Below are 24,660 nucleotides of genomic sequence, written 5' to 3'. Positions count from 1 at the left end.
GGTTTACGGCGTGTAACACGATGCGGCACCGTTATTCCCCCGATGCCTCCCCCGCCGCCTCGTCCGCCGCCAGCTTCCGCAGCGCGTCCGCGACCGCCGCCAGGTCCTCGTCGGTGGCGAGCCCCGCGTGGTAGAGCCGCAGCTCGGTGGCGCCGAGCGACGCGGCGTGCGCGGCGTCGGCGGCCAGCGTCGCGGGGCTGCCGCCCATCCCCGCGACCACGGGGAAGTTGGCCGCGAGGGTGGTGCGTTCGGTGGCGTGCCCCGCGAACGGGCCGAGCGCGCCCGCGCGCGCCCCGGCGCCACCCGCGCAGGGCACCACCACGCCGTCGGCGTGGGCGAGGACCGCGGCCGGGTCCATCCCGGCGTTGGCGCCGCAGCGGTGGGGCGCGGGGTCGGCGTGCAGCAGGACGCGAAACCCCTCGGGCGCGGCGGCGCGCACCGCCGCGACCGCCTCGCGCCGCAGCCGTTCGGCCACCGCGTCGCGCCAGCCCGCGACCGCGTCGGCGTGCTCGCCGAGCAGGGCGGCGATCGCGGCCCACTCCCCCGCCCTGTCGGCCGCCGCGGGGGCGGGGCGGCCAGCGAACGCGGGGGCGAGGGCGTCGCGCACGGTGGCGAGCAGCCGCTCAGGGTCGGCGCCATGGGCGGCGTAGCCGTCGCGGCAGACCTCGCAGAAGCACAGCGACATCAGGAAGGAGCCGACGCCGCCGAGCGCGGCACCGCCGATCTTGTCGTGCGCGTGCAGGTGGTCGAGGCCGTACCAGCCGCAGGATTCGAGCTCGGTGCCGCGCGCGCCCGGGCGCACGGCGGCCTCGGCGGCGAGCCTGACGGCGTAGTCGCGCACCTCGGGCCGCGCCACGCAGGGCGCCCAGGGGTAGCGGTCGCCGTAGGCGTTGCGGACGGTGATGTCGGGGTGCTCCTCGCCGAGGCGGGTGTTGTGGGCGAGGATCACCCACGAGTGGACCTCGACACCCGCGTCGGTCAGCGCGGCGGCGGCCTCGCCGTAGGGGTCGGCGCCCGCGACCCAGCGCTGGGAGTGCGGGGCGAGGGCGGCCCCGGCCCAACGCCCGGGATCCGGCGGGTAGTAGACGGCCGCGTGGCGCGCGGTGACGACGCGGTGGCGGGGGTGGCGCGGGGTGAGGGCGCGCGTAGAGTGGTAGGCGGAGGCCAACGTGGCCTGCCGCACGCCGAGTTCGGCGACGCGGCGGGCGGCGTCCGGGTCGCCGACCACGTCCCAGGGGTAGAGGAAGGCCGCGGCGCGCATCAGGCGTTCAGGCCCTTCGCGCCGACGAGTTCGAGGCCCTGGTCGAGCAGCGCGGCCAGCTCGTCGACATGCGCGGGCTCGGGCTCGGCGAGGGGGGCGCGCACGCCGCCGACGTCGAGGCCGCGCAGCCGCACCCCCGCCTTGACGAGGGAGACGGCGTAGCCCGCGCCGCGGTCGCGCAGCTCGACCAGGGGCCGGTAGAAGCCGTCGAGCAGGCGGTCCACGGTCTCGCGGTCATCGGCGTCCAGGGCCGCGTGGAAGGCGAGGGCGATCTCGGGGGCGAAGCAGAAGACGGCCGACGAGTAGAGCGCGACGCCAAGGCCGCGGTAGGCGGGGGCGCTCAGCTCGGCGGTGGGCATGCCGTTGAAGTAGCGGAACGGCTCCCCCGGGGCCTCGGCGCGCACGGCCGAGACGATGCGCTGGAGCAGGGCGAGGTCGCCCAGGCCGTCCTTGAGGCCCACGATGCCGGGGGTCCTGGCCAGCTCGACCACGGTGGCGGGCGTGAACACGGCGTTGTCGCGCTGGTAGACGATGATCTCGAGCCGGGTGGCGGCGGCCAGCTCGGTGTAGTGGCGGAGCAGGCCGCGCTGGCCCGCGTTGACGAGGTAGGGCGGCATGGCCAGCAGGCCGTCGGCGCCCGCCGCGTCGGCGATCGCGGCGAACTCGGCGGCCAGCGCGGTGCCGTGGCCCGTGCCCGCCACGACGGGGACGGCGCCCGCCGCCTCCTCGACGGCCACCGCGACGCAACGGCCGAACTCCTCGGGCGTCAGGGCGTGGAACTCGCCGGTGCCGCAGCAGGCGAAGACCGCCCCCGCGCCCGCGTCGATCCCGGCGCGCACATGGGCACGGTAGGCGTCCAGGGCGATCGACCCGTCGGGGCCACAGGCGGTGACGGGGAAGAACAACAGGCCGCCGAGTCGCGGGGCGAGTGTGGCGTGGGTCATGCGTCCCTCTCTCGGCCGTGCATGAGTATGATTGCTGTCCATATAGCTGAACGGATACGCTAGTTCAGCCGCGAAGAACCGGTCAAGTTGTCCCGGAGACACGGAGAGGTGGCCCCATGGTCGCGAGTGAGCCCGCTCGGCCCGCCGGTGAACGGACGGTGCTGCTCACCGGCGCCGCGGGGGGCGTCGGCACGTTGATGCGCGAGCTGCTGCCCGCCCACGGGTACCGGCTGCGGCTGCTCGACATGGTGCCCATCGATGGCGCCCCCGACGCGATCACCGCGGACCTGGGCGACCGGGACGCGCTGCGCGCCGCCGTGCGCGGCTGCGACGCCGTTCTGCACCTGGCGGGCATCTCGCTCGAGTCGACGTTCGACAAGATCCTGCGGGCCAACATCGAGGGCACCTACAACCTCTACGAGGCGGCGCGCCAGGAGGGCGTGCGGCGGATCGTGTTCGCGTCGAGCAACCACGCCGTGGGGTACACCGCGTGGCCCGCGGCCGGTGAGCCACCGGTCCCCGCCGGGACGCGGCACCGGCCCGACACGTTCTACGGGCTCTCCAAGTGCTTCGGCGAGGACCTGGCCCAGCTGTACTGGGACAAGCACGGGATCGAAACGGTCTCGGTGCGCATCGGTTCGTGCTTTCCCGAGCCCAGGAACGTCAGGATGTTGTCGCTGTGGCTGAGCCCCGCCGATGGCGCGCGGCTCTTCGACGCGGCGCTGACGGCCGAGAACGTCGGGCACGCGATCGTCTACGGGGCCTCCGCCAACACGCGCGGCGTCTTCGACCTCGCCACGGCCAGGGCCATCGGCTATGCGCCGCGGGACGACTCGGAGGCGTTCGCGGAGAAGCTGATCGCGCAGGAGGGCGAGCGTGACGCCTCGCTGCCCGCGCACCAGCACCTGGGCGGGGCGTTCATCACCGACCCGCCCATCTGGCCGCACTGACGCCGGGGGCGCGCGGCGGGGCGCGCGGCGCGGGTCAGCGCCCCTGGTGCCCCTGGTGCCCCTGGTGCCCTTGGCGCGCCAGCGCGCACGCCCGCGCCACCGTGGCAAGGCGCTCCGCGTCCTGGCCCGCGCCGCCCGGCGAGGGGAAGCGGCGGCGCGCGTAGCCGAACGCCAGCCCGGCGCGCGGATCGGCGAACGCCATCGAGCCGCCCGCCCCGTCGTGCCCGAACGCGCCCGCGCCGAGGAACGGCCAGCCCACCATGAAGCCCAGGCCATGGACGCGGTGCGTGCCAAGCACCAGGTCGTGCCCCGCCGACGACACAAGCGCGCACTCGGCAAGCGTCGCCCCCGTGAACGGCCCGCCGATGACGGCCGCGTAGAGCCCGGCGAGGCCGCGCGCCAAGGCCACGCCGCCGACCGAGGCGGGGCCGCCCGCGCGGATGACGCGGAGGTTCGGCAGCTCGGCCAGCTCGGGCATGCCGGGGTGGTGGCGGTTGCCCGCGAGGCCCGCGAGGCCGTCGCGCGGTCGTCGGCCACCTCGTCGAGCGTCAGTCCCTCGTCGGTGCCCAGCGCTCCGACACGGTGGCCGACCAGCTCGCGCACGGTCGCGCCGCCCTTGCCCTCGGCGGCGAACTCCGGCCAGTAGAAGGCCACTTCGCGGTCGAGATCGAGGGCGCCCTCCTGGGCGAGCAGCGCCACCACCGCGAAGGCCGCCCCCTTGGTGGAGGAGAACACGCCCAGGAGCAAGTCCCCCTCCACCCCGGGCCCGCGCCACAGGTCGGCCACCGGCTCGCCGTCCACCAGGACGGCGAGCTGAGCGCCCTCCTCGTACCCCACCGCCGCGAACTCCACGCGCGGGGCCTCGAATCCGGGCGCGGTCGTGCCGTGCACCGCGGGTGTCACCGCCACAGCGGCTGCCCCGCCCCCGCGTGCGCCCTGATCAGCACGGGGACCAGCAGGGGGTGGTCGACGCGCGGGCGCAGCTCGGGCGTCCAGCCGACGTCGTCGCCGAGCGGGGCGTCCGGGTTGGCCGCGTTGTAGGCGCCGAGCAGGTCGACGGGGCGGGCGTTGACCCAGTTGCCGTCCTCGGTCACCGAGGTGCCGGGCGTCCAGCGGTGCAGCACGCGGTCGGGGGTCGTGCCCTCAGGGCCTCGCGGCAGGGTGAACGCGTTGTACTCGGCGACCAGCGCGGCCTCGATGCCGATGCCCCAGCTGTAGCCGTAGCGGGCGCCCGCGTCCTGCCTGAAGTGGTTGTTGTAGACGTCCACCTGGCCGTAACGGACGCGGGGCGCACGCTCGTTGACGTTGTGGAACAGGTTGTGGTGGAAGGTCGTCCGCAGCCTGCCGCGGTCGTCGGCCGACGCGCCGTCGCTGTTGCCGAGCAGGATCGTCTTGTCGTGCTCGGTGAACTCGTTCCAGCTGACGGTGACGAGGTCGGTGCCGCGCACGATGTCGAGTTGGCCGTCGTGCTGCTGGAACAGCCGCCCGAAGTACTCGGGCTGGTCGGCGTCGGGGCGGCGCCCGTCGGTGAACGTGCTGTGGTCCACCCACACGCGCTCCGCGCCGTACAGCACCAGGCTGTCGTACTCGGAGTTCCAGTTGCCCGTGTCGCCGTCGGTCGGGTCCCACTGCGGGAAGCAGTCGAAGGTGTCCTCGAACGTGAGATTGCGGACGATCACGTTCTCCACGCCCCGCACATCGAGCCTGGCGCCCAGCAGGCGGGCGTCGTCGCCCACGCCGATGAGGGTGGTGTGCGAGCCGACCTGCAGCAGGACCCGTTCGGCCTGGCGCGCGGCCGAGGCCACGCGGGCCTCCTCCAGCGGGCCCGATGGCTCGGCGTCGCCCCAGACGCCGGGGTCGTAGGCGGCCAGGTACGCGTCAAGGCTGTAGCCGTCGGTCGCGTAGTCGTCGCACGTCAAGGGGGTGCCATCGGGCGCGGTGTTGGCGTCGATCGTGCCGGTGACCTTGATGATCCGGGGCTCGCCGGGGTCGTCGGCCAGCGCCCGGGCCAGCTCCTCGCGCGTGGAGACCGTGTACACGTGGTCGCGGTCGGCGGCCGAGCCCCCGGTGACGCCGCCCTCCGCCGAGCCCCAGCCGTCGCCCTCGGGGAGCACGGCCCGCGCCGGGTCGTGCTCCCCGTGGCGCTCGGCGGCCAGCCCCGGCACCGGCGCGGCCAGCGCGCAGACCAGCGCGAGCGCGATCCCCGCGCCCCCCGCCGTCGCCGCGCGCCTCACTGGCGCTGCTCCTGCCACTCGGCCTGCGCCCCGTCGAGCCGCTCGGCGAGGTCGTCGGCGAACTCCTGCGCGCTCATCTCGCCGAGCAGCAGGCGCTGGAAGTTGGGCTCGGTGTCGGCCTTGGAGATGGTGTTCCAGTCGGGCAGGTGGTAGGGCAGGTCGACGATCGTGGTGTTCTCGTCGCTGAGCGCCTCCACCGCGGCCTGGGTGGGCGGCGCCTGCGCGATCCACGGGGCATCGAGGGCCTGGAGGTCGCCGGGGACGCCGACGAACCGCATGTCGATGTCGGGGTGGTGGGCCTCGAACGCCTCGGTGATCTCGTTCCCGATGCCGGTGCGCGGCCCACCGTCGTTGTCCCGGAGCGTGATGGTGCCCGTGTCGTCGCCCTCGCTGCCCGACGACATCCCGTCGTCGCCGCACGGGGTGGCGGTGGCGGCCGGGGGCAACGCGGTCAGGACGGCGGCGGCCGGGCGCGCCAGGGTTCTCCTCGGGGTACGACGTGGGATGCGACTTCTCATGCTGCGGCTCCTGCGGGTGGGTGGGTGGGTGGGTGGGTGGTCAGGCGTGGTGCGGCGGCGCGGGGGAAGAGGCCCAGGGCGCGCCAAGCTCGGAGTGGAGCGCCAGGCGGCGGACGCCCTCGCCGGTCAGGGCGTCGAGGCCCTCGCGGGCCCTCCGCCACCATCCAGGCGGAGCACGGGAGTTCGGCGGGGTCGGGCGCGGTGCGCACCGTCTCGACGAGCCGGGTGAACGCGCCCGTGCGCTCAAGCGGCACCAGCAGCGGCGCGCCGTCGCGGAGATGGGCGACCAGGTTGGCCAGCAGGTCGGTGCGGCCGTAGCGGCTGGTCAGCGTCGGCAGCCCGGTAGAGCTCGACGTCGACCGACGCGATCTCCTCGGCCCGGTCGGAACCCTCGATGCGCAGGGCGGTGGCGACGGCGTGCGCCAGGGGGTTGGCCAGCACGCCGTCCACCACATCACGCCCAGCTCGCCATGGGTGTGGATCGGGGTGCGGACGACGGCGATCTCGGCGCCGGTGCGGTCCAGCAGCTCCCCCGGGTCAGGTGACTGCTCGGGGACGACACCGAGCCGCGCCAACTCCTCGTCGGTGGGCGGCTGGAGCTCGCGGATCCCGGCGAACCTGGCCGGGCCCTCGCCCACGACGCCGCGGCGCCTCGGGTTCGAGCGGCGGCCGGACGTCGAGGGCCGAACGCGCCATCGCCGCGTCCACGGTGCGCACCGCGGCGCCCTCGTACTCGCTGAAGCGCGCCGCGAGCTCCGTCACCACCAGGGCCGTCCCGAGGGCGAGTTGACCGGTCAGAATCGCATGGGCCAGGTGCTCGGGGACACACTGCGTCCTGGAAGGGATGGGCACCTGCACGGCGCCCGCGGACAGGGGTGCGTTCTTCAAAGGGCTGCCCTCGGGTCTCGCTTCGCGTATCGCATACCGCGTCTCGTATATGAGATATCGCGTACGAGACGCGGTGCCGACGAAGGTAGGCGGCGCTTCCCGTCGCGTCAACGGTTCTGACAGGACCGGACGAGATGGGCCGCCGAGACCGTGGAGCGCGCCCATTCCCGGGCGCGGGGCGTGCGCGGGGGAATGGGCGCGGGTGGCTCAACTACAGGTGTCGCGGCTGCTGTTGTTCAGCGTGAGGTTGCGGTAGACCACATTGGTCCCACACGGGCTCTCGCGGATCGACGAGTTGGTGACCGTGAGGTTCTGGAGCGTGATGTCCCGGTTGTTCGGGAACTCGCTGCGCGCCGCCAGCCTGATCTCGCCGCCGCCGCTGACCGTGCCGCTCTGCGCGGCGAGGTTCACGTTGTAGCAGTTCTCGATGAGGATGGCGTTGTTGCCTGTGTTGGACAGGGTGATCCGGTCGATCACCGCGCCGCCGCTCTCCGAGACGCAGAAGATGCCGCGCCCGCCGCCGCGGGCGATGACCTCGCCGACCCGGATGTTGGTGGGGTAGCTGTCGCCGATCCGGCCGTTGCGATTCGCCATCCGGAACGCCGCGTAGCCCGTCCCCGCGCCCGTGCCTTCGCCGTCGACGCGCTGCACGGTGGCGTTGATCGTGTCGTTGAGCAACAGCCCGGAGTAGGCGGTGTTGCGGGCCGTGACCGTGCCGATGGTCAGGCCGTCCACGCCATAGGTCTCGACGCCGTGGTTGTTGGTGCCCGAGACATAGACGTCATCGATCCGCACATCGCGGGTGCGAACGTCGCGGTTGGCATGGTTGTCGATGCGGATGCCGAGGCCGCCCGAGAGCCTGAGGTCGATCTGGCCCAGGCGGACGTCGGTGGCGTTGCGGACGAAGATCCCGAAGTAGGGGGCGCCCGTCATGGTGAGGTTCTGGACCTCGACGGCGGTGGTGTTCTGGGTGCGGATCGGGGCGTGGTTGGCGCCCACCGAGCCCGCGACATTGACCGTGCCGCAGAAGTCGAGAACGGTGTAACTGGGCACGTCCAACGACCTGTTGGCGGGCATCTCGCCGCTGCCGCGCACGACGACGCGGGCCTTGGACGTGCGCCCGGCTGGCAGGCTGTCGACGGCGGCCCGCACGGCGGACAGCATGTCGCTGCCCGAATAGCCGGGCCCGCTCCAGACGTTGCCGTTGCGCACGGCCTCCGCCTGGTACGAGCCGCCGCCGCAGTCCTGCGCGGCGGCGGGCGTGGCACCGGCCGAGCCGGTGAGCGTCGTCGCCGTGACCAAGGCGACGACTCCGGAGAGAAATGCGGCTCTGCGTCCCATCGTTCGCTCCTGAGGGTGGGGGAATCGAGGACGACGCGCCGCCTTGGTGCGGGGGGTGTTACCTGCATGAATCGATTCACTCGGGGGCCGCCCGTCGCCCTCGGCGAAAGGATCCATGGGAGATCGCGCGCTGAACGGAGCGACGGCGCGTCTGTGGGAAAGCGCTTGCGATCACCCGGAGTATCGCAACGCCCCCAAGGGGCGTCAAGGGGCCGGGCGTTGAACGTCCATAGGGCCGCAGCCAAGGCCGTGCGGGCTGCGTGTGGGGCCGTGGAGGGCGTTCGGCTCGTGCGGGTCGCACAGGTTGTCTGTGACGTCCAGGTCGTCTGGGGCGTCCAGGTCGTCTGGGGCGTCCAGGTCGTCTGGGGCGTCTAGGTCGTCTGGGCTGTGCGGCTCGTCCGGGTCCGCGTGGTGAGGGCCACGTCCAGGAGCCGGGCGGCCTCGGTGAGGCCGGGGAACGGGTCCTCCTCTTCGTCCTCGCCCCGCGCCGGTCGCGGGCAACGGTGCGCCCTGAACCACTCCTGCGCGGCCACCTGGTCCCCCGGCGCCTCGTCGAGCCAGCCGCAGTGGGCGGTGCGGCGCAGGGCGCTGTCCGCCACGATCAGCCGCCGGGGCGCGCGCCCAGGCGCGTCGTCCCCCGGCGCGTCGCGGAGCCGCGCGGCGCGTTCGGCCAGCTCGGCGCAGCGGCTGAACTGCTCCCTGACCTGCGCGGCCGTGCGCACGCTGTCCATGTAGGCGCCGCCCCAGCCGGTCTGCACGAACAGCGCGAGGGGGCCGAACACCAAGTGGTACGTGACGGCATACGAGTTGGTGCCTTGGCCCGCGTGGCAGACGGCCATGTAGTCCTCACCGGGCCCGGCGACGGCCTCGTCCACGGGGTGCCGGTCGAACATGTACATCGCCATCGGGTCGATGCCTCGCGTCGCGAACGCCCAGGGCCGCAACTGCCGTACCTCCCCGCGTAGTTCATCGGGCACCGGCGGAACCCCAAGCCCCGTCTGCTCGAAGATCCGCATCATCTCCGCTGCCCCATCGCTCATGCCCGGCGCCCCCTGCCGCACTCTGTCACCATCGACGTTGCGACATGGTGGCACAAGGGAAGCCCTTGCCGTGCGCGGCGCGGCGGGGGGTGGGGCTTGGGGGAGACGCTGCGCTGGCCTTGGGGTGGCTTTGGCGGGTGGCGTGCGGGTGCGGGTGCGTTGTGGGGCGGCTACTGGCTGGACGTCCTCCCGTCCAGCCAGTAGCCGCGCCGCCAAGCCGCCCGCAGGGCGTTTTCACAGCGCCAAAACCCCCGAGTGATAAGCCGCCTGCACCTCCGGCACCGTATCGATCCGAATGCGTTCATCCGTGGCGTGCAGACCGGCGTAGACGACGCCGAAGCCCGCCGTGGCGGGGATGCCGAGGCCCGCGAGGTAGTTGCCTATGCTCGACGGGCCCGCGATCTTCGGCTCAGGGCGCAGCCCATGCGCCGCCGCGGCGCCGAGCAGCGCCGTGCGCAGGGGCGAGTGTTCGGGCAGGGCGTAGGGCGGCCAGCGGGTGTGGGGGGCGACGCGGGTGGGTGGGGTGTCGGGCCAGGCGTGGTCGACGCGTTGAGCGGTGTCGGCCAGGAGCCGGGCGGCCGCGGCGTCGTCGAACGTGGGCACGGTGCGTATGTCGACATGCAGCGTGCACAGATCCGGGGTCACCGAGAACCCCTCTCCGCCGCTGATCGCCGTGACCGTCACCTTGCCGGGCAGGGGGAAGTCCGGTGCGGGCGCGGGAAGCTCGGCGGAGGCGAGAGCGCGGACGAGGTCGGCGGCCTTGGCGATGGCGTTGGGAGTGCTCGCGCGTCCCCCGGAGTGCGACGCCACGCCCCGCACCCGTATCCGCGCGCGGTGAACGCCGCGCCCCCCGATGACCAGGTGGTCGGGCCCCGGGTAGCCGATCATGACCCCGGCGATGTCCCGTGGCGCGTCGGGCCCCTCGGCATAGCGCCTGGCACCGCCGAAGCCGCCCGTGTGCTCGTCGAGGTCGAACAACAGGCTGAGGGTGCCGCGCAGCTGGTCCGGGTGGGCCGCGAGGCGGGCGGCGATGTGGCAGAAGATCGCGACGGCGGCCTTGGAGTCGGCGCTGCCGCGCCCCCACAGCCACCCGTTCTCCAGGTGCCCCGAGGTGGGCGGGTGCGTCCAGGCCGCCTCGTCGCCGAACGGCGCGGTGTCCAGGCAGGCGTCGAGCACCCAGCGCGGCCCCCGCCGCTCCCCCACGACATCCGCGGTGACGGCGACCGGCGCACCCGACGCGTCACGCAACACCCTGGGGGCAAGCCGCCGTTCGCCCATCCACGCGGTGAGCGTGGCGATGACCGGCTCATAGGGGTCGATCCCCGCGCGGCTCGGGACGCGCACCAGGGCGCGCGTGAGGTCGACGACGCTGCCGTGGTCCTCGTGCGCCCACCTCATGACCTTCGCCGAGGCGGCGCGGACGACGACGCTCATGGCGCCTTCGCCCCCACGTCGTGGACGAGGCGCGGCGCCTTGCCGCCTATCCGCCCACCGGCCACATCGGTGATCCGGTGCCCCGCGAAGCCCCACGGCGGCCCGCCCCCGGCGCCGTCGTCCGTGCCGAAGCCGTCGAACGACACCGCCGCGCCCATGATCGCCTTGCCCATCCCGACCCTCTCCCCCGCCTCCTCGTTTCGTTGGGACCAGCCTAGGAGGGGGGACTGACAACGCGGTCATCCGCGAACGCGTGGTGGAGCGCGTACCGCTCGCACCCGGGCCCGGTGGGGGCGGCCGCCGCCTCGTGGGACACGGCGCCGGTCCACTCCGAGACAACGATCGCGCGCCGCCCGTCCGTTGTCAGATGGACGTGCGTGGCGAGCAGGTCGGTCGGGGACACGGCGCTTCCGTCCGCGACGGCGGAGCTGGTGAAGATCCGCGCCAGCCAGATCAACGGCTGCGGCTTCTGCACCGACATGCACACCAAGGATGCCGCGCACACCGGAAGGACCGCGACGCGCCTCAACCCCATCGCCACATGGCGGGAGGCCACGGTCTTCACCGACGCCGAACGCGCCGCCCTGGAGCTGGCCGAGCAGGGCACGCGCATCGCCGACGCGGCCGGTGGCGTCTCGGACGAGGCGTGGGCGAACGCCGCCAAGCACTACGACGAGGAGCAGTTGGCCTCACTAGCGCTGATCGTCGCGTTGATCAACGCGTTCAACCGTCTGAACGTCATCGTCCAGCAGTCCGCTGGCGACCACCAGGTCGGCCGGTTCGCGTGACCGGGCGCCCCCGGCGCCGTTTCAGCCGACGTCGAGCGCCGCCCTGGCGGCGGCGCGCGCGGATCGCGCGGCCCCCCGCCCGGTGACCCAACTCGCGACCACGGCCGTTCCGCCGGTGATGAGCCCGATCCACCAACTGTCGTCCACCACACGGGGATTATGTCCGGCGTCGGCACCGGCCCCTGTCGACGCCGGACGATCCCCGCCCCGGCCCCCGTTCGAGGCAACGTGGGCACGCGCGATCCCCACGGCCGGTACCGGATCCATCGATTGGCCCGTGCGGCTGGCACCTTGCCGAGAAGCGATAGCGTCCGTACGACGGAGGGCGGGAGGCAGGCACGTTGAGCCCAACGACGCGCCCCGGCGTAGTCAGCGCCCGCGGCGCGCCACTAGCGGCCGGGCCGTTCCGCCGATGTCATGAAGTCGCCTCGCTCCAGGGCGCGTTCGACGATGCGCGTGTCGCCGATCCAGCCGTAGAAGCCCTGCCCGAAGCGTTCGTCGAACTGCGTCGCCCCGATCGTGAACGGCTTGCCCAGCGTCGCGATGCCCGTCGACGCCTGCGTGGGGTTGCGGGCGATCTTCGAGCCCTCCACGTAAACGACCGTGCGGCGGCCGTCGTTGACCACCGCGATATGCGTCCAGCGGCCGACCTCGAGCGCGTGGCTCCACGACGTCGGGTCCGCGTCCTGCCGGTGCGGGTACACGACGAACTGGAGGAAGCGCTCGCCCGAGAGGTTCAGGCTGCACGTCGGCTCGTCAGGGGACCAGCCGGTCGTCTTGCCCGCCTCGCTGTTGCGGCCCTGCCAGCTGAGGATGCCCATCCACGCGTGCTCGCCCTCGAACGGCTCGGGCAGCTTGATGAACGTCTCGATGGTGTAGCCCCGCGTGAACTTCAGGCTGTTCAGCGGCGCCCGCGCCCCCGTGGTGAGGATCGCGCCCCGGTCGGGTGACTGCCCGCCGTCGAAACGCAGGCTCGCGTGGGCGGGTTGGCCGCCATGGTGCTCGTCGGAGACGACCAACGCGGCAGGGCCGCTGTCGTGGAGGCGGCTGACGGTCAGGTGGTTGCCGTTGCCCGAAAGGTCGCGCACCACCGTGCCGTTGGGCACGGGCGCGCCGGGCGCGGGAAGGGCCGAGCCGTCGAACCGCCAGTACGCGACCGTGCCACGCGGCATGACGGCCGCGGGCGGGCGCGGCGCGGGCGGCGGCGTGGGCGCGAAGCCGCCGAAACGCTCGGCGAAGTCGATCGCGAGGCTGAACCGGTCGGTGTCACCGGTCAGTTCGATATTCTCGGCCTCCAACGGGGCGCGCCGCTCGGGGTCTCGGGCCAGGAACCACGGCGCGAACGTCTCGACGTCGACGGCCCCGCGCGCCAGGTCGAACGCGTACAGCCGGATCATTCCGGCGCCACCGTAGTAACGGTCCTGGTAGTTGGTGATGTGGACGTGCACGTCGTGGCCCGCGTCGTTGGTCAGGACGCTACGCCCTGGCGGCCAGTAGTGGCCGCCGAGGGCGAGGAAGATCTGGTCGTTGCGGCGGATGAGCCCTTCCCACAACCGCGTGCCGTTGCTGGAGAGTTGGGCGCGGCCTTCGCCGTCGGCGTGGGCGAGGTCGTGGGTGGTGAGGATGGCGGGGAGGCTCGGGTGCTCGTCCAACACGCCCTGGGTCCAGGCGAGTCCAGCGTCCGAGACCCGCCAGTCGAGGGCCAGGACGAGCCAGTCGCGCCCGGCGGCGCGCAGCACGTGGTAGCTGTTGTAGCCGTCGGGCGACGCGCCGCCGAAGCTGTCCATGGACGCGTAACGCCGGGGGCCGAACGCGTCGAGGTAGGCCGAGTCGCCGCGCTGGTCGTCGGTGGAGCCGTCGATGTCGTGGTTGCCCGCGAGGACGCTGTAGGGAACGGAGCCGTGGATCGTGCCGAACGTGTCGGCGGCGAGCCGGAGTTCCTGCTCGGTGCCGTGTTCGGTGACATCGCCGAGGTGCGTCAGGAAGGCGATGTTCGCCTCCGCGCGCTCGGCGACGAGGTAGCGGAATGTCTCCCGCAACGGCGCCGGGTCGGAGCTGTCGGCGTCGAAGAGGTACTGGGTGTCCGGCAGCACGGCGAGGGCGAAACGAGGGCTGTCGCCGTCGAACCGCCCACCGCGGCCCGGCCGTTGGGCCGGGGTGGCCGCGGAAGCGGTGGAGGTGGCCGCCGCGGTGACCGCGGCACCGGCCGCGGGCACGGTGACGGCGGCCTGGAGCAGCCTGCGTCTGTGCACCCCGTCGCCGTCGTGGGTAAGCGCCATCGAAAGGCTCCTTGCACTGGTCGCGCATGTCAGCGGCAGTGTGCGGAGCCGCCATGTCCACCCGATGGCAACGGCCTGAACCCCCGGCCACGACCGATCGCCTGGCGGGGAACGGTGAGATCGTGGCCAGGGTGCGGGCCGTGGTGATCGGGTCGGGGGTGGTGGCCAGGCCGTAGAGGACGGTGGCGCCCTCGTCGAGCAGGACCAGCTCGTCGCCCAGGCGGCGGGCCGCGTCGGTGGGGAGGCCAGCGGCGCGGCACTGTTCGGTGAAGCGGGCGCGCGGCCACCGTTTCTGGTCGGCGATGACGGCGCGGCCCGACGGGACAACGGGGAACGGGGCGGCCGGGGACGGGACAACGGAGGACGGGACAACGGGAACGGGGCGTAGGGTGAAGAGGGGACCGGTCGCGGCCCGGATGGGGTAGTCGTTGGATCATGCGGTTGTTCAGGCGCGGAGCGAGCGCGAAGGCGCGGCGGGCGGTCCCGTACAAGTGCGACTTCTGCGAGAAGGCGGGCGATCCCGCGTCGTTCACCGAGCGGAACGACGCCCTCGGCCGCCCCGGTGGATACGCGTGCCCGGTGTGCGTGGAGCGTTATGACGCGTTCGCGGCGAACCTCCGCTGGGAGCGCGTCCCCGGGCAGCGCCCCTGGCTGCGCCCGGACGCGGGGACGGAGCACCTGCTGATGGCGGGGCGCGCGCCGTTCAACGCAGTGCACGCGGTGATCGACGGCCTCAGGTACCGCATCAAGGACGTGCCGCGGGCCACCGCGCGGGTCGCCGTGGTGGGCCTCGACCTGCACGGCGGCGGGCGGGTGGCGCGCTGCGAGTCGCGCGACGACACGGTGCGGACGCTGAGCCGCATGATCGCCATGGAGCTCGCGCGCCACCACGAGTCGGTGACGACGCTCGGCGGCGGGCACGAGTGGGTGCGCTACACCGTGGGGCTGTTCGGCGACGGGCACGGGGTGCTGCTGTCGCGCACCACGACCGAGGGCGAGTGGCTGGCGCAGTACTGCTTCCTGGTCGAGTTCGACGACTCGGTGCACCCCTGCGTCGCCTGGCACTCCTGAGGTTGTTCGAGGGGCCCCACGCGCCCGGCCGCCGCGCGCGGTGTCGCGCTCCGCGCGCGATGTCGCGCTCAGTGACGCAGCAGGCCGTCGACCGGGACGGGCGGAACGTGCCCCGCGGGGGGCCGTTCACGGTCGAGGCGGAGGCCGATGTCGACGAGCACGGCCCTCGGCAGGGCGGGCACGTCGGCGAGCGGGTGCCAGGCGGCCAGGTCGGACGAGCCGCCGACCTCGGGGCGCAGCGTGCCGCCGGTGACGCGGGCGCGGTAGAAGACGCCGATGCTGTGCAGGTCGTCGCGCGTGCGGGAGTCCACGCCGAGGAGCTGGTCGACCTCGGCGGTGTGCCCGGTCTCCTCGGCGATCTCGCGGACCACCGCGTCGAGCGGGTCCTCGCCGTGCTCGACGCCGCCGCCGGGCAGGGACCAGTGCCGCTGGCCGCGGTCCCGTGAGACACAGCGGGTGAGCAGGACCCGGTCCCGGTCACGGCACACGGCGTAGGCGGCAACGCGCAGGCGTAGAGCGGTCATTCGGGCATCCTCGCCCGGGCGCGGCGTTCGCCGCAACGGCGTTTGCCCCGGTGGGCGGCCCGCGGGCCGGTCGGTTCGGCCGGGCCAGCCGGTTCAGCCCGTGCGGTCGGTGCGCTGGGCCCGCCACTCGGGGGCGAGCACGGACCACATCTCCATGTCGTGGCGTGTGCCCCGGTAGGGGTAACTCTCGCGCAGCACGCCCTCCTTGGTCATTCCGAGCCGCCGAGCCACGGCGATGCTCGCGGTGTTGGCCGCGGAGACCACCCACTCGACGCGGTGGATGCCGCGTTCGTCGACGGCCCAGTCGATCAGGACGCGTGCCGCGCGGGTCACCAGGCCCCGGCCCACCGCGGACCGCTCGAGCCAGCAGCCCGCCTCTGCGGTGCCGCGCGGCACGTCCATCGTGCGCAGAAGAACGCCGCCGACCAGCGTGCCGCCGCTCCAGATGCCGTCGATCCGCCCGGTGTCGGTCGCGAGGCGCTGCGCGTACGCCTGGAGGAACGCCCGGCTCGACGCCAGGTCGGTGACCGCGTCGGGCAGCGAGACATGCCGCCCGACGAACTCACGCCCCCGGTCCATGTGCGCAAGGAACTCCTCGGCCCGCCACGGCTCCAGAGGCCGCAGCTCCGCGCCGTCGTCCCCCAGGGACGTCGCATACATCGTCACCCCCCGATTCTGCCGACCGGCCGATCCACGCACGCGGGCGGGGGGACGCACGCCGCGCGTGCGGCACGCGCGTGACCGGCCGCGGGGTGGTCAACGGGCCCGCGCGGCCCGCCGGTTACGGATCTCGGTCACCGCGCCGAGCGCGACGCCCGCCCCCATGAGCGGCAGCCCCCTGGCCCACACCTCGCCCTCGATCTGGGTGGCGAGCACCACGCAGGACGCCACGCCGAGCACCGGGACGACGCGCGCGACGCGGAAGTGGTCGGCCGCGTCGCCGGGTTCGCGGCGCAGCACCAGCACCGCCGCGTTGACGCCCGCGAAGACCACGAGCAGCAGCAGGACGAGCGTGGCCGCCAGGGTGGCGACGTCGCCGGTGAGCGCGAGCCCCGTCGACAGCACGGTGGTGACGGCGATCGCGGCCCACGGGGTGCGGCGCACGGGCAGCACGCGGGCCAGGAACGACGGCAGCAGCCCGTCGCGGGCCATGCCGTAGGCCAGGCGCGAGGACATGATGCCGGTCAGCAGCGCGCCGTTGGCGACGGCGACCAGCGCCATGGCGCTGAACACCTTCTGCGGCATCCCGCCCGCCACCTCGACCACCTCGAGCAGCGGGCCGCTCGACTGAACGAGCCGCTCGGTCGGCACGGCAGCGGTGGCGGCGAACCCCACCAGCAGATAGACGAGCCCGGCCGTGCCCAGCGCCGCGAACAGCGCGCGGGGGTAGGAACGGCGGGGATCGTGCGTCTCCTCGGCGAGGTTGACGGACGCCTCGAACCCGACGAACGCGTAGTACGCGAGCACCGCGCCGCTCAACACGGCCGCGGCGGCGCCCTTCTCCGCCGTGCCCACCTCGGTGAGCGCGCCGAGGTCGCCGTCGCCGCGCACGATGACCCAGGCGCCGAGGCCCACGATGATCAACAGGCCGCTGACCTCGATCAGCGTGGCCACGGCGTTGGCCCGCACCGACTCCCTGATGCCGCGCAGGTTGAGCAGGGCGAGCGCGCCGAGGAAGGCCACCGTCACCACGACGACGGGCAGCGTCACGAACTCCGTGAGGTATTCGCCGCCGAACGCCCTGGTCAGCCCGGCGACGGAGACGATGCCCGCGGCGAGCATGCAGAAGCCGATGACAAAGCCGGGGAACGAGCCGAACGCCCGCTTCGCGTAGTGCGCGGCGCCCCCGGCGCGCGGGTACTTGGTGGCGAGCTCGGCATAGGAGGCGGCGGTCAGCAGCGCGAGCACCAGGGCGACCAGCATCGGCACCCACACGGCGCCGCCCGCCGCCCCCGCGACCTGGCCGACCAGCACATAGACCCCCGCGCCAAGGACGTCGCCCAGGATGAACAGGTACAGCAGCGGCGTCGTCAACGCCTTCCGCAACGGCCCCGGCGCGCCGGTCGTGTCGCCCGCGCCCTTGGCCCTCTCCGCAGTGGTCATTGCCCGCTTCTCCCCATGGGGGGCGAGGGGTAGGCGTGCCCCATGCGACGGTTGGGGGCGCATGGTGCGCGACCGGCGCCCGGTGGCGCGGCAGGGCGCGCAGGAGCCCTGCGGACAACCACGACGGCGGCTAGCGAGGGTCCGGTGGTGCGTGCCGTCTGCCGCGGTGGCTTGTTTCGTGGTGGGTGCGGGTCACCACGAAAGCAGCACCCGGCAGACGGCGAGCGGGAGGACGTCAAGACCGTAGCCGCGCCGCCAAGCCGCCCGCAGGGCAGCCCGGCTCAGTCCCGCGAGCGGGACTTGAACGCGGCCTTGCGCGCCTGCTTGGCCAGCGCCTTGTCGGGGTGCAGGCGGCCCACCGCCTCGAGGACGTCCGCCGTCGCGGGGTGATCGGTGCGCCAGGCGCGTTCGAAGAACGACCCGTGCTGGCCCGCGAGATCGGACACCAGCTCGCGCAACTCCTCCGACTCGTCCGCGTCGCCGAGCGCCAGCTGCGCCGCCAGCGTGTCGATCGCCAGCCAGAAGACCATGTCCTCGCTCGGCGGCGGCACATCGCCCGCGCCGCGTTCGACCAGCCACACGCGGGCGAGGCCGCCCAGCTCGGAGTCGTCGAGCACCTCGCGCAGCGCTGGCTCCGCGCGGCCGTCGAGCAGGGAGAGCACCAGCTGGCAGCCAAGGCGGCGCCCCGGCGCCGCCGGATCCGTGCCCCGCGCGGCCGCAAGCAGCTCGCGCGCCGCGGCAAGTGGCTCGCGACCCGGGAGCCACAGCTCGGCCTCCTCGCGCGCCGCCGCCTCCGGGCGGAACGGCAGGGCGGCGAGCAGCGCCGCCGCGTCGCCCGTCGCCAACTCGCCGATGACCGGCGCCTCGATGCCCGCCTCCAGCATGCGCCGCCGCACCCCGTAGAGCCCGAGCGGGGTCAGCCTGGCGAGGCCGTACCGGGTGATGTCGTCGTCCTCGTCACCCTCCCCGAACACATCCCCCGCCCCGGAACCCGACCCGGCCCCGGGCACCGACCCGGAACCCGGCGCGCCCCCGTGTTCGCCCTCGTCGTCCGCGAGCAGCGACTCGTCCACCGGCTGATAGTCCAGCATCCCGGTCCCGGCCAGCGCCCTGAACTGCTCGTCGAGCGTGAGCACCGCGGCCGACAGCTCGTCGAGCGCTTCGGCCGACAGCTCGTCCATGTCCTCGGGAACGATCGACGCCGCGGCCACCATCGGCAGCGGCACCATGGAGGCGCCCTGCCCCGCCTCGTCCGTGACCGCGAACAGGTAGAGGCTGCCCAGGGCCGCGTCCAGGTGGCTCGACGCTTCCTCCTGGTCCCACGCCAGCGCGTCCATGTCGATCGCGTCGGGATCGATCTCGCCGTCCGGGCTCACCGCCCCCGCGAGGCCGCTCAGATCGCCGAGCAGTTCCTCGAACGTGGGCGTCGCCGCGTCCTCGAGCACCGCGTCCACGCCCGCGACCCAGATGTCCAGCACGTCGACCGGGTCCCCCGCGGCCAGCAGCCCCAGCTCGGGCCCCGGCTCGGCGGTGCCGAGCGCGGCCTCCGCCCCCTCCACGCCCTCCAAGTCCTCGGCGTCCTCGGCATCCTCGGCGTCCTCGGCATCCTCGCCCTCCGCGGTCTCGCGCAGCTCGCTCAGCTCGACGAGCCCGGTGTCCACGGCGAAGTTCCAGGCGTCGGCGGTGAGCGCGACGGCGTCCTCGGCGCCTTCGAGGCCCAGATGGGAGACGGCGGCCTTCACCTCGTTGGCCAGCAGCTCGCCGCCCGCGCCCACCGGGGTGCCGGGAGTGGTCCAGCGGGCCAGGGCGACGGCGCGCGAGAACAGCGGCCCCGCCAGCGCGTCACGCGCCAGCTCCGCCTCGGAGGGGAGCCGCACGGGCGGCATGGCGGGACGGTCGTCACCGGGGTTCACGAACGCTCCTCAACGCGGCGAGCTGGGCAGGTCACCACCCTAGATCAGCACGCTCCGCCGCGCGCGGTCAGGCGGGCCCGCCGTACCGCATCCGCACACGCGCCGAACATCCGGCGCACGCCGAGCCCCTGACGGGCCGCCGACACGGCGCCCGCGGCGCGGCGCCCGGGCGCGAAGGCGCACGCGGGAGCGCGTGAACGGGGCACGGCGGGGCGCGAGGGCGGGTCAACGCGGCGGGCGCGGGCCGTCGTTCACCGGAACGTTGCATGGCGGCCGGGCGGAAGGCGTTGACAATTCCCCCACGACTACGGAACTTTTACGCGCGTAGAGCCTCTTTCCCGCCCCCGGAGGGTCCCTTGAGCACAGCACACCACCGCTCCCGCCCGCATCGCGGCGCCGCAGCCCTGGGCGCCCTCGTGGTCGCCGGGCTCTGCGGCACCCTGCTCGGCCAGCCGTCCGCCGCCGCCGCGGACGGCGTGCGCATCCGCGACATCCAGGGGAACACCCGGATCTCGCCGCTCGCGGGCGAGCGCGTCACCGACGTGCCCGGCATCGTCACCGGCGTGCGGACCTATGGCTCGCGCGGCTTCTGGATCCAGGACCCGCGCCCCGACGGCTCGGCCGCCACGAGCGAGGGCGTCTTCGTCTACACGGGCGGCACGCCCACCGTCGCGGTGGGCGACGACGTGCGCGTCTCTGGCCTGGTGGGCGAGTACTACCCGGGCGGCGAGGAGGACGGCGGCCAGTCGGTCACGCAGATATCGAGCCCGGCCGTCACCGTGGTCTCGTCGGGGAACCCCCTGCCCTCCGCGATCACCCTCGACGCGTGGGAGCTGCCCCGCGCCTACGCTCCCGAGGGCGACCCCGAGGACGGCGGCTCGATCGAGAACCTTCGCCTGCGGCCCTCCCGTTACGCCCTCGACCGGTATGAATCGCTCGAAGGCATGCTCGTGGAGATCGCCGACGCGCCCGTGATCGGGCCGAGCACGCCGTACTACGAGCTGTGGGTGACGGTGCGCCCGCGCGAGGCGGACACCGACCGCGGGGGCGCGCGCTACGACTCCTACGACGCGCAGAACCCAGGGCGCCTGAAGATCGAGTCGCTGGTGCCCGTGGCGCAGGAGCCGTTCCCCGAGGCCAACGTCGGGGACACGCTGACGGGCACCACGAGCGGCCCGCTGGACTACGACGAGTTCGGCGGCTACACGCTGGTCGCGAACGAGCTCGGCGAGGTCGCCCCCGGGGGCCTGGCCCCCGAGTCCACCCGCCCGCAGCGCGCCGGCGAGCTCGCGGTGGCTTCGTACAACGTCGAGAACCTGTACGCGGGCGACGACCAGGAGAAGTTCGACCGGCTCGCCGCCGCCGTGGTGGAGCACCTGGCCTCGCCCGACATCCTGGCCCTTGAGGAGATCCAGGACGACAACGGCACCCAGGACGACGGCACGGTCGCGGCGGTCGAGACGCTGGGACGCTTCACCGACGCCATCGCGGCGGCGGGCGGCCCCCGTTACGAGTGGCGCGGCATCGACCCCGAGGACGGGCGGGACGGCGGGGCGCCGGGCGGAAACATCCGCAATGTCTTCCTGTTCAACCCCGACCGCGTCTCGTTCACCGACCGCCCAGGCGGCGACGCGACCACGGCGACGGAGGTGACCCGCGAGCGCGGGCGCGCGGCCCTGACGCTCTCGCCAGGGCGGGTCGACCCGGCGAACGAGGCGTGGGAGGACAGCCGCAAGCCGCTCGCGGGCGAGTTCACCTTCCGCGGCGAGACGGTGTTCGTGGTGGCCAACCACTTCGCGTCCAAGGGCGGCGACCAGCCGCTGTACAGCAGGTTCCAGCCGCCCGCGCGCTCGTCCGAGACGCAGCGCCTAGCGCAGGCGGAGGCGGTCAACGCCTTTGTGCGGGAGCTGCGTTCGGCGCAGCGGGACGCCCAGGTGGTGGTGCTCGGGGACATCAACGACTTCGAGTTCTCGGCGACCACGCGGGCGCTGACGGCCGGGGGCGCGCTGGAGAGCGCGGTCCGCTCGCTGCCGCGCGGCGACCGTTACACCTATGTCTTCCAGGGGAACTCGCAGGTCCTCGACCAGACGCTGGTCTCCCCCGCGATCCGGCGCTACGAGTACGACATCGTGCACATCAACGCCGAGTTCGCCGACCAGGCGAGCGACCACGACCCGCAGGTGATCCGCTTCCGCCCCTGACCCGGGGTGGGGTCAACGGCCGGGACGGCGGAACCGGGTGGACCGCCGTCCCGGCCTTCGCGCAGACTGCGGCCATGTCCGAGACACCCGCCACGCCCGCACCGCCCGCCCCCTGGGCCACGCCCGCGCCGTTCGGGCGCTGCGCCGCCGCCATGATCACGCCGTTCGCCGACGACGGCTCCCTCGACCTGCCGGGCGCCCGGCGCCTGGCCACGCACCTCGTGGACCGCGGCGGCTGCGACGCGCTGGTGCTCAGCGGCACCACGGGCGAGTCGCCCACCACGACCGACGAGGAGAAGGCGGCGCTGGTGCGCGCCGTGGTCGAGGCGGTCGGGGACCGGGCGTCGGTCGTCGCGGGGGTCGGCACGGCCGATACGCGGCACTCGGTCGCGCTGGCGCGCGCGGCGCGCGAGGCGGGCGCGCATGGGCTGCTCGTGGTGACGCCGTACTACTCGCGCCCCCCGCAGGAGGCGATCGTCCACCATCTGCGGACGGTCGCGGACGCCACCGAGCTGCCGGTGATGCTCTACGACATCCCCGCCCGCACGGGCGAGGGCACCGGGCTGACGCCCGACTCGCTGCGGCGGCTCGCGGAGCACGAGCGGATCGTGGCGGTCAAGGACTGCTCGGACGACCTGAAGAAGGCCGGTCTCGTGCTGGGCTCGACCGACCTGGCCTACTACGGAGGCAGCGACGAGGTGGCCCTGCCGCTGCTGGCCATCGGCGGCAGCGGCGTGGTGAGCACGGTGGCCAACGTCGCGGGGCCGCGGGTGCGGGGCGTGCTTGACGCGTTCGCCGCGGGCGACATGGCGCGGGCGGCGGCGCGGCACCTGGCGCTGCTGCCGCTGGTGACGGCGGTGATGGACGAGGTGCCTGGCACGGTGGCGGTCAAGGCGCTGTTCCGGGTGGCCGGGCTGCCGGGCGGCCCGGTGCGGCCGCCGCTGCTTGACGCGGGCGAGGAGCTGACCGGCCGCCTGGCGACCGCGCTCACCGCCGCGCTGCGGGCCGCGCAGTGACGGGCCGCGCCGTGACGGGCCATGACGGGACGCGCCGTGGCGGGTGCGGCGCGGGAGCCCGTTCGTGCCGGGTCCCGCGCCGCCGGTGTCCTGAGGGGTCAACGGCCGCCCGAGGCCGCGGAGTAGGAGTGCGCGCCGGTGCCCGCGAGGCCGCCCTGGTCGACGATCAGATACTCGTCGCGGATGGGGGTGCCATCAAGCCAGGACTCCATGGGCCCCCGGCGAGCACCCCTGGCTGCGCCACCGCGGCGACCACCAGGGCGGCGGTCAACACCCGCCGTCTGCCCGGGGCCGTCCAGACGGGCCGCACGGCAAACGGGGGGCGGGAAGGGGGAGTTCAGTCCTGGGGCCGCGGCAGGGGCTGGTGCGCCGAGAGGTCGCGGGCCAGCAGCGTCCCACCCGCGACCGCGCCCGGCATCAGGAAAACGGCGGCCAGCGGGATCAGGAACAGGAGCACCAGCGGAACGCCGAAGCCGAGCGCCAGCGCGAGGCGGCCGCGCAGCAGCCGCACCCGCTCCCTGACCGGCACGCCGCGCCGGTCCATGGCGACCGAGGTCAGCTCCACGGTCAGGAAGAAGCCCGACACGGCGAACCCGATCACCGGCACGACCGTCTGCCCCAGCCCCGGCACAAAGCCGCACAGGAAGAGGGGCACCGCGCAGCACACCGCGTACAGCAGCACCCTGACGCTGCCGCGCAGCGACGCCCAGAACGAAAGACCCTCGCCGTCCGGCACCCCGCCCTCGCTCGTCTCGACCTGCCCGGAAAGCGCCTCGTAGAACGGGTCGCCCACCGCGAGCGTCACCGCCGTGAACGTCAGCACCGCGAGCAGCAGCCCGAACGCGAACAGCAGCGCGGCGAACGTGACGCGCAGCACCGACTGCCAGGTGTCGGACCAGTCGTCCGCGAACGGCGTGGCCCAGGCGGCGAAGTCCCCCGCGTACAGGGCCAGCGCGACCAGCGCCGCCGCGTAGACGACCAGGGTGATCAGCGCGGGAACCAGCCCGAGCGCCAGCCACCGCCCATGCCCGAGGGCCCACCGCTGCCCGCGCGCCACATACCGTATCCCCACCGCGAATTCCGTCACGGCGGCCAGGCTATCCGGTCGCGTGGGGCCGGAGGACCGGGGCAGCGGCGGGGTCAATTGTGCCGGTGCAGCACCTCGTTGAGGCTGCCCCAGGCGCCGGTGCGGGGCAGCGCCTCGACCGCGCCGCTCGTGGAGTTGCGGCGGAAGAGCAGGTTGTGGGCGCCCGAGAGCGCGAGCGCCTTGACGATCTCGCCGTCCGGCAGCGTGACCCGCGTCCCCGCCGTGACATACAGGCCCGCCTCGACGACGCAGTCGTCGCCAAGCGAGATCCCGATGCCCGCCTGCGCGCCGAGCAGGCAGCGCTCGCCGATGGAGATGGTCTGCTTGCCGCCGCCCGACAGCGTGCCCATGATCGACGAGCCGCCGCCCACGTCCGAGCCGTCGCCGACCACGACGCCCGCGCTGATCCGGCCCTCGACCATCGAGACGCCCAGCGTCCCCGCGTTGAAGTTGACGAAGCCCTCGTGCATCACCGTCGTCCCCGACGCCAGGTGCGCGCCCAGGCGCACGCGGTCCGCGTCGCCGATGCGCACGCCCGAGGGCACCACGTAGTCGGTCATCCTCGGGAACTTGTCGACGCTCGTCACGCCGAGCTGCCCGCCCGAGGCGCGGACGGCGACCCTGGCCTGCTCGACCCGCTCGACGGGAACGGGCCCGATCGTCGTCCAGGCGACATTGGCGAGCAGCCCGAAGATCCCGTCGAGGCTGAGGCCGTGCGGCCGGACCAGGCGGTGGCTGAGCAGGTGGAGCCTGAGGTAGACGTCGTGCGCGTCGACGGGCTTCTCCTGGAGGTCGGAGATCACCGTGCGCACCGCGACGACCTCGACGCCGCGCCGCTCGTCGGGCCCCAGCGCGGCCGGGGCCGAGGGGCCGAGCAGCTCGGCGACGCGCGGCCCCGTCAGCCGCTCGGTGCCCGAAACGCCGGGCTCGCCGACCAGTTCGGGGGCGGGGTACCACGTGTCGAGCACGACGCCGTCCGCCGTGACGCAGGCGAGCCCCGCGGCGGCGGCACCGGACAGGGAGAGCTGGTGAGAGGGGGTCTCGGTCATGGCAACGACGCTAGCCGGT

General features: G+C 73.9%; 22 protein-coding genes and 4 pseudogenes. 6 read left to right on the top strand and 20 right to left on the bottom strand.

Features of this window, described 5'->3' with window-relative positions; genetic code table 11:
• Window positions 1-31: 31 nt before the first annotated feature.
• Entirely contained in the window at window positions 32-1,261 is a 1,230-nt protein-coding gene (locus DEH69_RS24080; RefSeq protein WP_113689084.1) for a hypothetical protein, read from the bottom strand.
• Window positions 1,261-2,205 carry a 5-dehydro-4-deoxyglucarate dehydratase gene (locus tag DEH69_RS24075; RefSeq protein ID WP_113689083.1) on the bottom strand — a complete coding sequence of 315 codons (945 nt, stop codon included), beginning with the start codon at window positions 2,203-2,205 and terminating at the stop codon, window positions 1,261-1,263. Before DEH69_RS24075 ends, DEH69_RS24080 begins: the two co-directional genes overlap by 1 nt.
• A gap of 116 nt (window positions 2,206-2,321) precedes the next feature.
• On the opposite strand from DEH69_RS24075, the gene DEH69_RS24070 reads away from it, so the two are divergent.
• Window positions 2,322-3,155, top strand: coding sequence for an NAD(P)-dependent oxidoreductase (locus DEH69_RS24070; RefSeq protein ID WP_113689082.1), 834 nt, complete (start codon window positions 2,322-2,324; stop codon window positions 3,153-3,155).
• Between the two features lie 34 nt (window positions 3,156-3,189).
• On the opposite strand, the gene DEH69_RS24065 is transcribed toward DEH69_RS24070, so the two are convergent.
• The 10 genes and pseudogenes from DEH69_RS24065 to DEH69_RS31760 all read right to left on the bottom strand — a co-directional run bounded on the left by DEH69_RS24065 (window position 3,190) and on the right by DEH69_RS31760 (window position 10,783).
• Window positions 3,190-3,633, bottom strand: a complete 444-nt coding sequence (locus DEH69_RS24065; RefSeq protein WP_369008277.1) for a serine hydrolase — start codon at window positions 3,631-3,633, stop codon at window positions 3,190-3,192.
• A 54-nt stretch (window positions 3,634-3,687) separates the two neighbouring features.
• Window positions 3,688-3,992, bottom strand: a pseudogene (locus tag DEH69_RS33500) (serine hydrolase domain-containing protein); the annotation flags it as partial.
• A gap of 62 nt (window positions 3,993-4,054) precedes the next feature.
• Window positions 4,055-5,389, bottom strand: a complete 1,335-nt coding sequence (locus DEH69_RS24060; RefSeq protein ID WP_113689081.1) for a polysaccharide lyase family 1 protein — start codon at window positions 5,387-5,389, stop codon at window positions 4,055-4,057.
• A pseudogene (locus DEH69_RS33085) lies at window positions 5,386-5,619 on the bottom strand (sugar ABC transporter substrate-binding protein); the annotation flags it as partial. The pseudogene DEH69_RS33085 and the gene DEH69_RS24060, both read right to left, overlap by 4 nt.
• Window positions 5,620-5,947: 328 nt before the next feature.
• Window positions 5,948-6,527 (bottom strand): annotated as a pseudogene (locus tag DEH69_RS24050) (hypothetical protein); the annotation flags it as partial.
• A 19-nt stretch (window positions 6,528-6,546) separates the two neighbouring features.
• A pseudogene (locus DEH69_RS33080) lies at window positions 6,547-6,759 on the bottom strand (GntR family transcriptional regulator); the annotation flags it as partial.
• A 243-nt stretch (window positions 6,760-7,002) separates the two neighbouring features.
• Window positions 7,003-8,136, bottom strand: a complete 1,134-nt coding sequence (locus DEH69_RS24045; protein ID WP_113689078.1) for a right-handed parallel beta-helix repeat-containing protein — start codon at window positions 8,134-8,136, stop codon at window positions 7,003-7,005.
• Between the two features lie 371 nt (window positions 8,137-8,507).
• Entirely contained in the window at window positions 8,508-9,176 is a 669-nt protein-coding gene (locus tag DEH69_RS24040) for a hypothetical protein (RefSeq protein WP_147255805.1), read from the bottom strand.
• 234 nt (window positions 9,177-9,410) lie between these two features.
• Window positions 9,411-10,610, bottom strand: a complete 1,200-nt coding sequence (locus DEH69_RS24035) for a M20 family metallopeptidase (protein ID WP_113689076.1) — start codon at window positions 10,608-10,610, stop codon at window positions 9,411-9,413.
• Window positions 10,607-10,783, bottom strand: a complete 177-nt coding sequence (locus DEH69_RS31760; protein WP_181727579.1) for a hypothetical protein — start codon at window positions 10,781-10,783, stop codon at window positions 10,607-10,609. Before DEH69_RS31760 ends, DEH69_RS24035 begins: the two co-directional genes overlap by 4 nt.
• 168 nt (window positions 10,784-10,951) lie before the next feature.
• On the opposite strand from DEH69_RS31760, the gene DEH69_RS24030 reads away from it, so the two are divergent.
• Entirely contained in the window at window positions 10,952-11,398 is a 447-nt protein-coding gene (locus DEH69_RS24030) for a carboxymuconolactone decarboxylase family protein (RefSeq protein ID WP_113689095.1), read from the top strand.
• Between the two features lie 21 nt (window positions 11,399-11,419).
• On the opposite strand, the gene DEH69_RS33075 is transcribed toward DEH69_RS24030, so the two are convergent.
• Together DEH69_RS33075 and DEH69_RS24025 are read right to left on the bottom strand one after the other, a co-directional pair.
• The gene (locus DEH69_RS33075) at window positions 11,420-11,548 is read right to left on the bottom strand and encodes a hypothetical protein (RefSeq protein ID WP_258534913.1); all 129 of its coding nucleotides are present in this window, start codon (window positions 11,546-11,548) and stop codon (window positions 11,420-11,422) included.
• Between the two features lie 239 nt (window positions 11,549-11,787).
• Window positions 11,788-13,677 (bottom strand): LamG-like jellyroll fold domain-containing protein, encoded by a 1,890-nt coding sequence (locus tag DEH69_RS24025; RefSeq protein ID WP_113689075.1) that lies wholly within the window; start codon window positions 13,675-13,677, stop codon window positions 11,788-11,790.
• A 53-nt stretch (window positions 13,678-13,730) separates the two neighbouring features.
• Between DEH69_RS24025 and DEH69_RS33070 the strand changes: the two genes are divergently transcribed.
• Both DEH69_RS33070 and DEH69_RS24020 read left to right on the top strand, forming a co-directional pair.
• Window positions 13,731-13,853, top strand: coding sequence for a hypothetical protein (locus tag DEH69_RS33070; RefSeq protein WP_258534912.1), 123 nt, complete (start codon window positions 13,731-13,733; stop codon window positions 13,851-13,853).
• 259 nt (window positions 13,854-14,112) lie between these two features.
• Window positions 14,113-14,748, top strand: coding sequence for a hypothetical protein (locus DEH69_RS24020; protein ID WP_113689074.1), 636 nt, complete (start codon window positions 14,113-14,115; stop codon window positions 14,746-14,748).
• Between the two features lie 68 nt (window positions 14,749-14,816).
• Here the strand turns inward: DEH69_RS24020 and DEH69_RS24015 are convergent, their stop codons facing one another.
• The 4 genes from DEH69_RS24015 to DEH69_RS24000 all read right to left on the bottom strand — a co-directional run bounded on the left by DEH69_RS24015 (window position 14,817) and on the right by DEH69_RS24000 (window position 19,261).
• Entirely contained in the window at window positions 14,817-15,272 is a 456-nt protein-coding gene (locus DEH69_RS24015; protein ID WP_113689073.1) for an NUDIX hydrolase, read from the bottom strand.
• A gap of 93 nt (window positions 15,273-15,365) precedes the next feature.
• Window positions 15,366-15,932 (bottom strand): GNAT family N-acetyltransferase, encoded by a 567-nt coding sequence (locus tag DEH69_RS24010; RefSeq protein WP_113689094.1) that lies wholly within the window; start codon window positions 15,930-15,932, stop codon window positions 15,366-15,368.
• A 96-nt stretch (window positions 15,933-16,028) separates the two neighbouring features.
• On the bottom strand, window positions 16,029-17,375 hold the full coding sequence (locus DEH69_RS24005; RefSeq protein WP_113689072.1) for an APC family permease: 1,347 nt from the start codon (window positions 17,373-17,375) through the stop codon (window positions 16,029-16,031).
• Between the two features lie 281 nt (window positions 17,376-17,656).
• Entirely contained in the window at window positions 17,657-19,261 is a 1,605-nt protein-coding gene (locus DEH69_RS24000) for a hypothetical protein (protein WP_113689093.1), read from the bottom strand.
• Window positions 19,262-19,704: 443 nt separating this feature from the next.
• On the opposite strand from DEH69_RS24000, the gene DEH69_RS23995 reads away from it, so the two are divergent.
• The gene (locus DEH69_RS23995) at window positions 19,705-21,489 is read left to right on the top strand and encodes an endonuclease/exonuclease/phosphatase family protein (RefSeq protein WP_258534917.1); all 1,785 of its coding nucleotides are present in this window, start codon (window positions 19,705-19,707) and stop codon (window positions 21,487-21,489) included.
• Window positions 21,490-21,563: 74 nt separating this feature from the next.
• Window positions 21,564-22,505, top strand: coding sequence for a 4-hydroxy-tetrahydrodipicolinate synthase (dapA, locus tag DEH69_RS23990; protein WP_113689070.1), 942 nt, complete (start codon window positions 21,564-21,566; stop codon window positions 22,503-22,505).
• Between the two features lie 337 nt (window positions 22,506-22,842).
• Here the strand turns inward: dapA and DEH69_RS23985 are convergent, their stop codons facing one another.
• Both DEH69_RS23985 and dapD read right to left on the bottom strand, forming a co-directional pair.
• The gene (locus tag DEH69_RS23985) at window positions 22,843-23,592 is read right to left on the bottom strand and encodes an EI24 domain-containing protein (RefSeq protein WP_258534911.1); all 750 of its coding nucleotides are present in this window, start codon (window positions 23,590-23,592) and stop codon (window positions 22,843-22,845) included.
• Between the two features lie 53 nt (window positions 23,593-23,645).
• Window positions 23,646-24,641, bottom strand: coding sequence for a 2,3,4,5-tetrahydropyridine-2,6-dicarboxylate N-succinyltransferase (gene dapD / locus DEH69_RS23980; protein ID WP_113689069.1), 996 nt, complete (start codon window positions 24,639-24,641; stop codon window positions 23,646-23,648).
• Window positions 24,642-24,660: the final 19 nt, after the last annotated feature.

The organism is Streptomyces sp. PT12 (assembly GCF_003311645.1).
Lineage (GTDB): Bacteria > Actinomycetota > Actinomycetes > Streptomycetales > Streptomycetaceae > Streptomyces.
This window is presented reverse-complemented; position numbering and strand designations above follow the sequence as displayed.

Excerpts from the sequence above, each read along its gene's own strand:
- DEH69_RS24025 (WP_113689075.1), bottom strand. The coding sequence starts at position 13,677 with ATGGCGCTTACCCACGACGGCGACGGGGTGCACAGACGCAGGCTGCTC.
- DEH69_RS31760 (WP_181727579.1), bottom strand. The coding sequence starts at position 10,783 with ATGGGCAAGGCGATCATGGGCGCGGCGGTGTCGTTCGACGGCTTCGGC.
- DEH69_RS24040 (WP_147255805.1), bottom strand. The coding sequence starts at position 9,176 with ATGAGCGATGGGGCAGCGGAGATGATGCGGATCTTCGAGCAGACGGGG.
- DEH69_RS24065 (WP_369008277.1), bottom strand. The coding sequence starts at position 3,633 with ATGCCCGAGCTGGCCGAGCTGCCGAACCTCCGCGTCATCCGCGCGGGC.
- dapA (WP_113689070.1), top strand. The coding sequence starts at position 21,564 with ATGTCCGAGACACCCGCCACGCCCGCACCGCCCGCCCCCTGGGCCACG.
- DEH69_RS24075 (WP_113689083.1), bottom strand. The coding sequence starts at position 2,205 with ATGACCCACGCCACACTCGCCCCGCGACTCGGCGGCCTGTTGTTCTTC.
- DEH69_RS24020 (WP_113689074.1), top strand. The coding sequence starts at position 14,113 with ATGCGGTTGTTCAGGCGCGGAGCGAGCGCGAAGGCGCGGCGGGCGGTC.
- dapD (WP_113689069.1), bottom strand. The coding sequence starts at position 24,641 with ATGACCGAGACCCCCTCTCACCAGCTCTCCCTGTCCGGTGCCGCCGCC.
- DEH69_RS24070 (WP_113689082.1), top strand. The coding sequence starts at position 2,322 with ATGGTCGCGAGTGAGCCCGCTCGGCCCGCCGGTGAACGGACGGTGCTG.
- DEH69_RS33070 (WP_258534912.1), top strand. The coding sequence starts at position 13,731 with ATGTCCACCCGATGGCAACGGCCTGAACCCCCGGCCACGACCGATCGC.
- DEH69_RS24005 (WP_113689072.1), bottom strand. The coding sequence starts at position 17,375 with ATGACCACTGCGGAGAGGGCCAAGGGCGCGGGCGACACGACCGGCGCG.
- DEH69_RS24010 (WP_113689094.1), bottom strand. The coding sequence starts at position 15,932 with ATGTATGCGACGTCCCTGGGGGACGACGGCGCGGAGCTGCGGCCTCTG.
- DEH69_RS24080 (WP_113689084.1), bottom strand. The coding sequence starts at position 1,261 with ATGCGCGCCGCGGCCTTCCTCTACCCCTGGGACGTGGTCGGCGACCCG.
- DEH69_RS24000 (WP_113689093.1), bottom strand. The coding sequence starts at position 19,261 with ATGCCGCCCGTGCGGCTCCCCTCCGAGGCGGAGCTGGCGCGTGACGCG.
- DEH69_RS24015 (WP_113689073.1), bottom strand. The coding sequence starts at position 15,272 with ATGACCGCTCTACGCCTGCGCGTTGCCGCCTACGCCGTGTGCCGTGAC.
- DEH69_RS24035 (WP_113689076.1), bottom strand. The coding sequence starts at position 10,610 with ATGAGCGTCGTCGTCCGCGCCGCCTCGGCGAAGGTCATGAGGTGGGCG.
- DEH69_RS24045 (WP_113689078.1), bottom strand. The coding sequence starts at position 8,136 with ATGGGACGCAGAGCCGCATTTCTCTCCGGAGTCGTCGCCTTGGTCACG.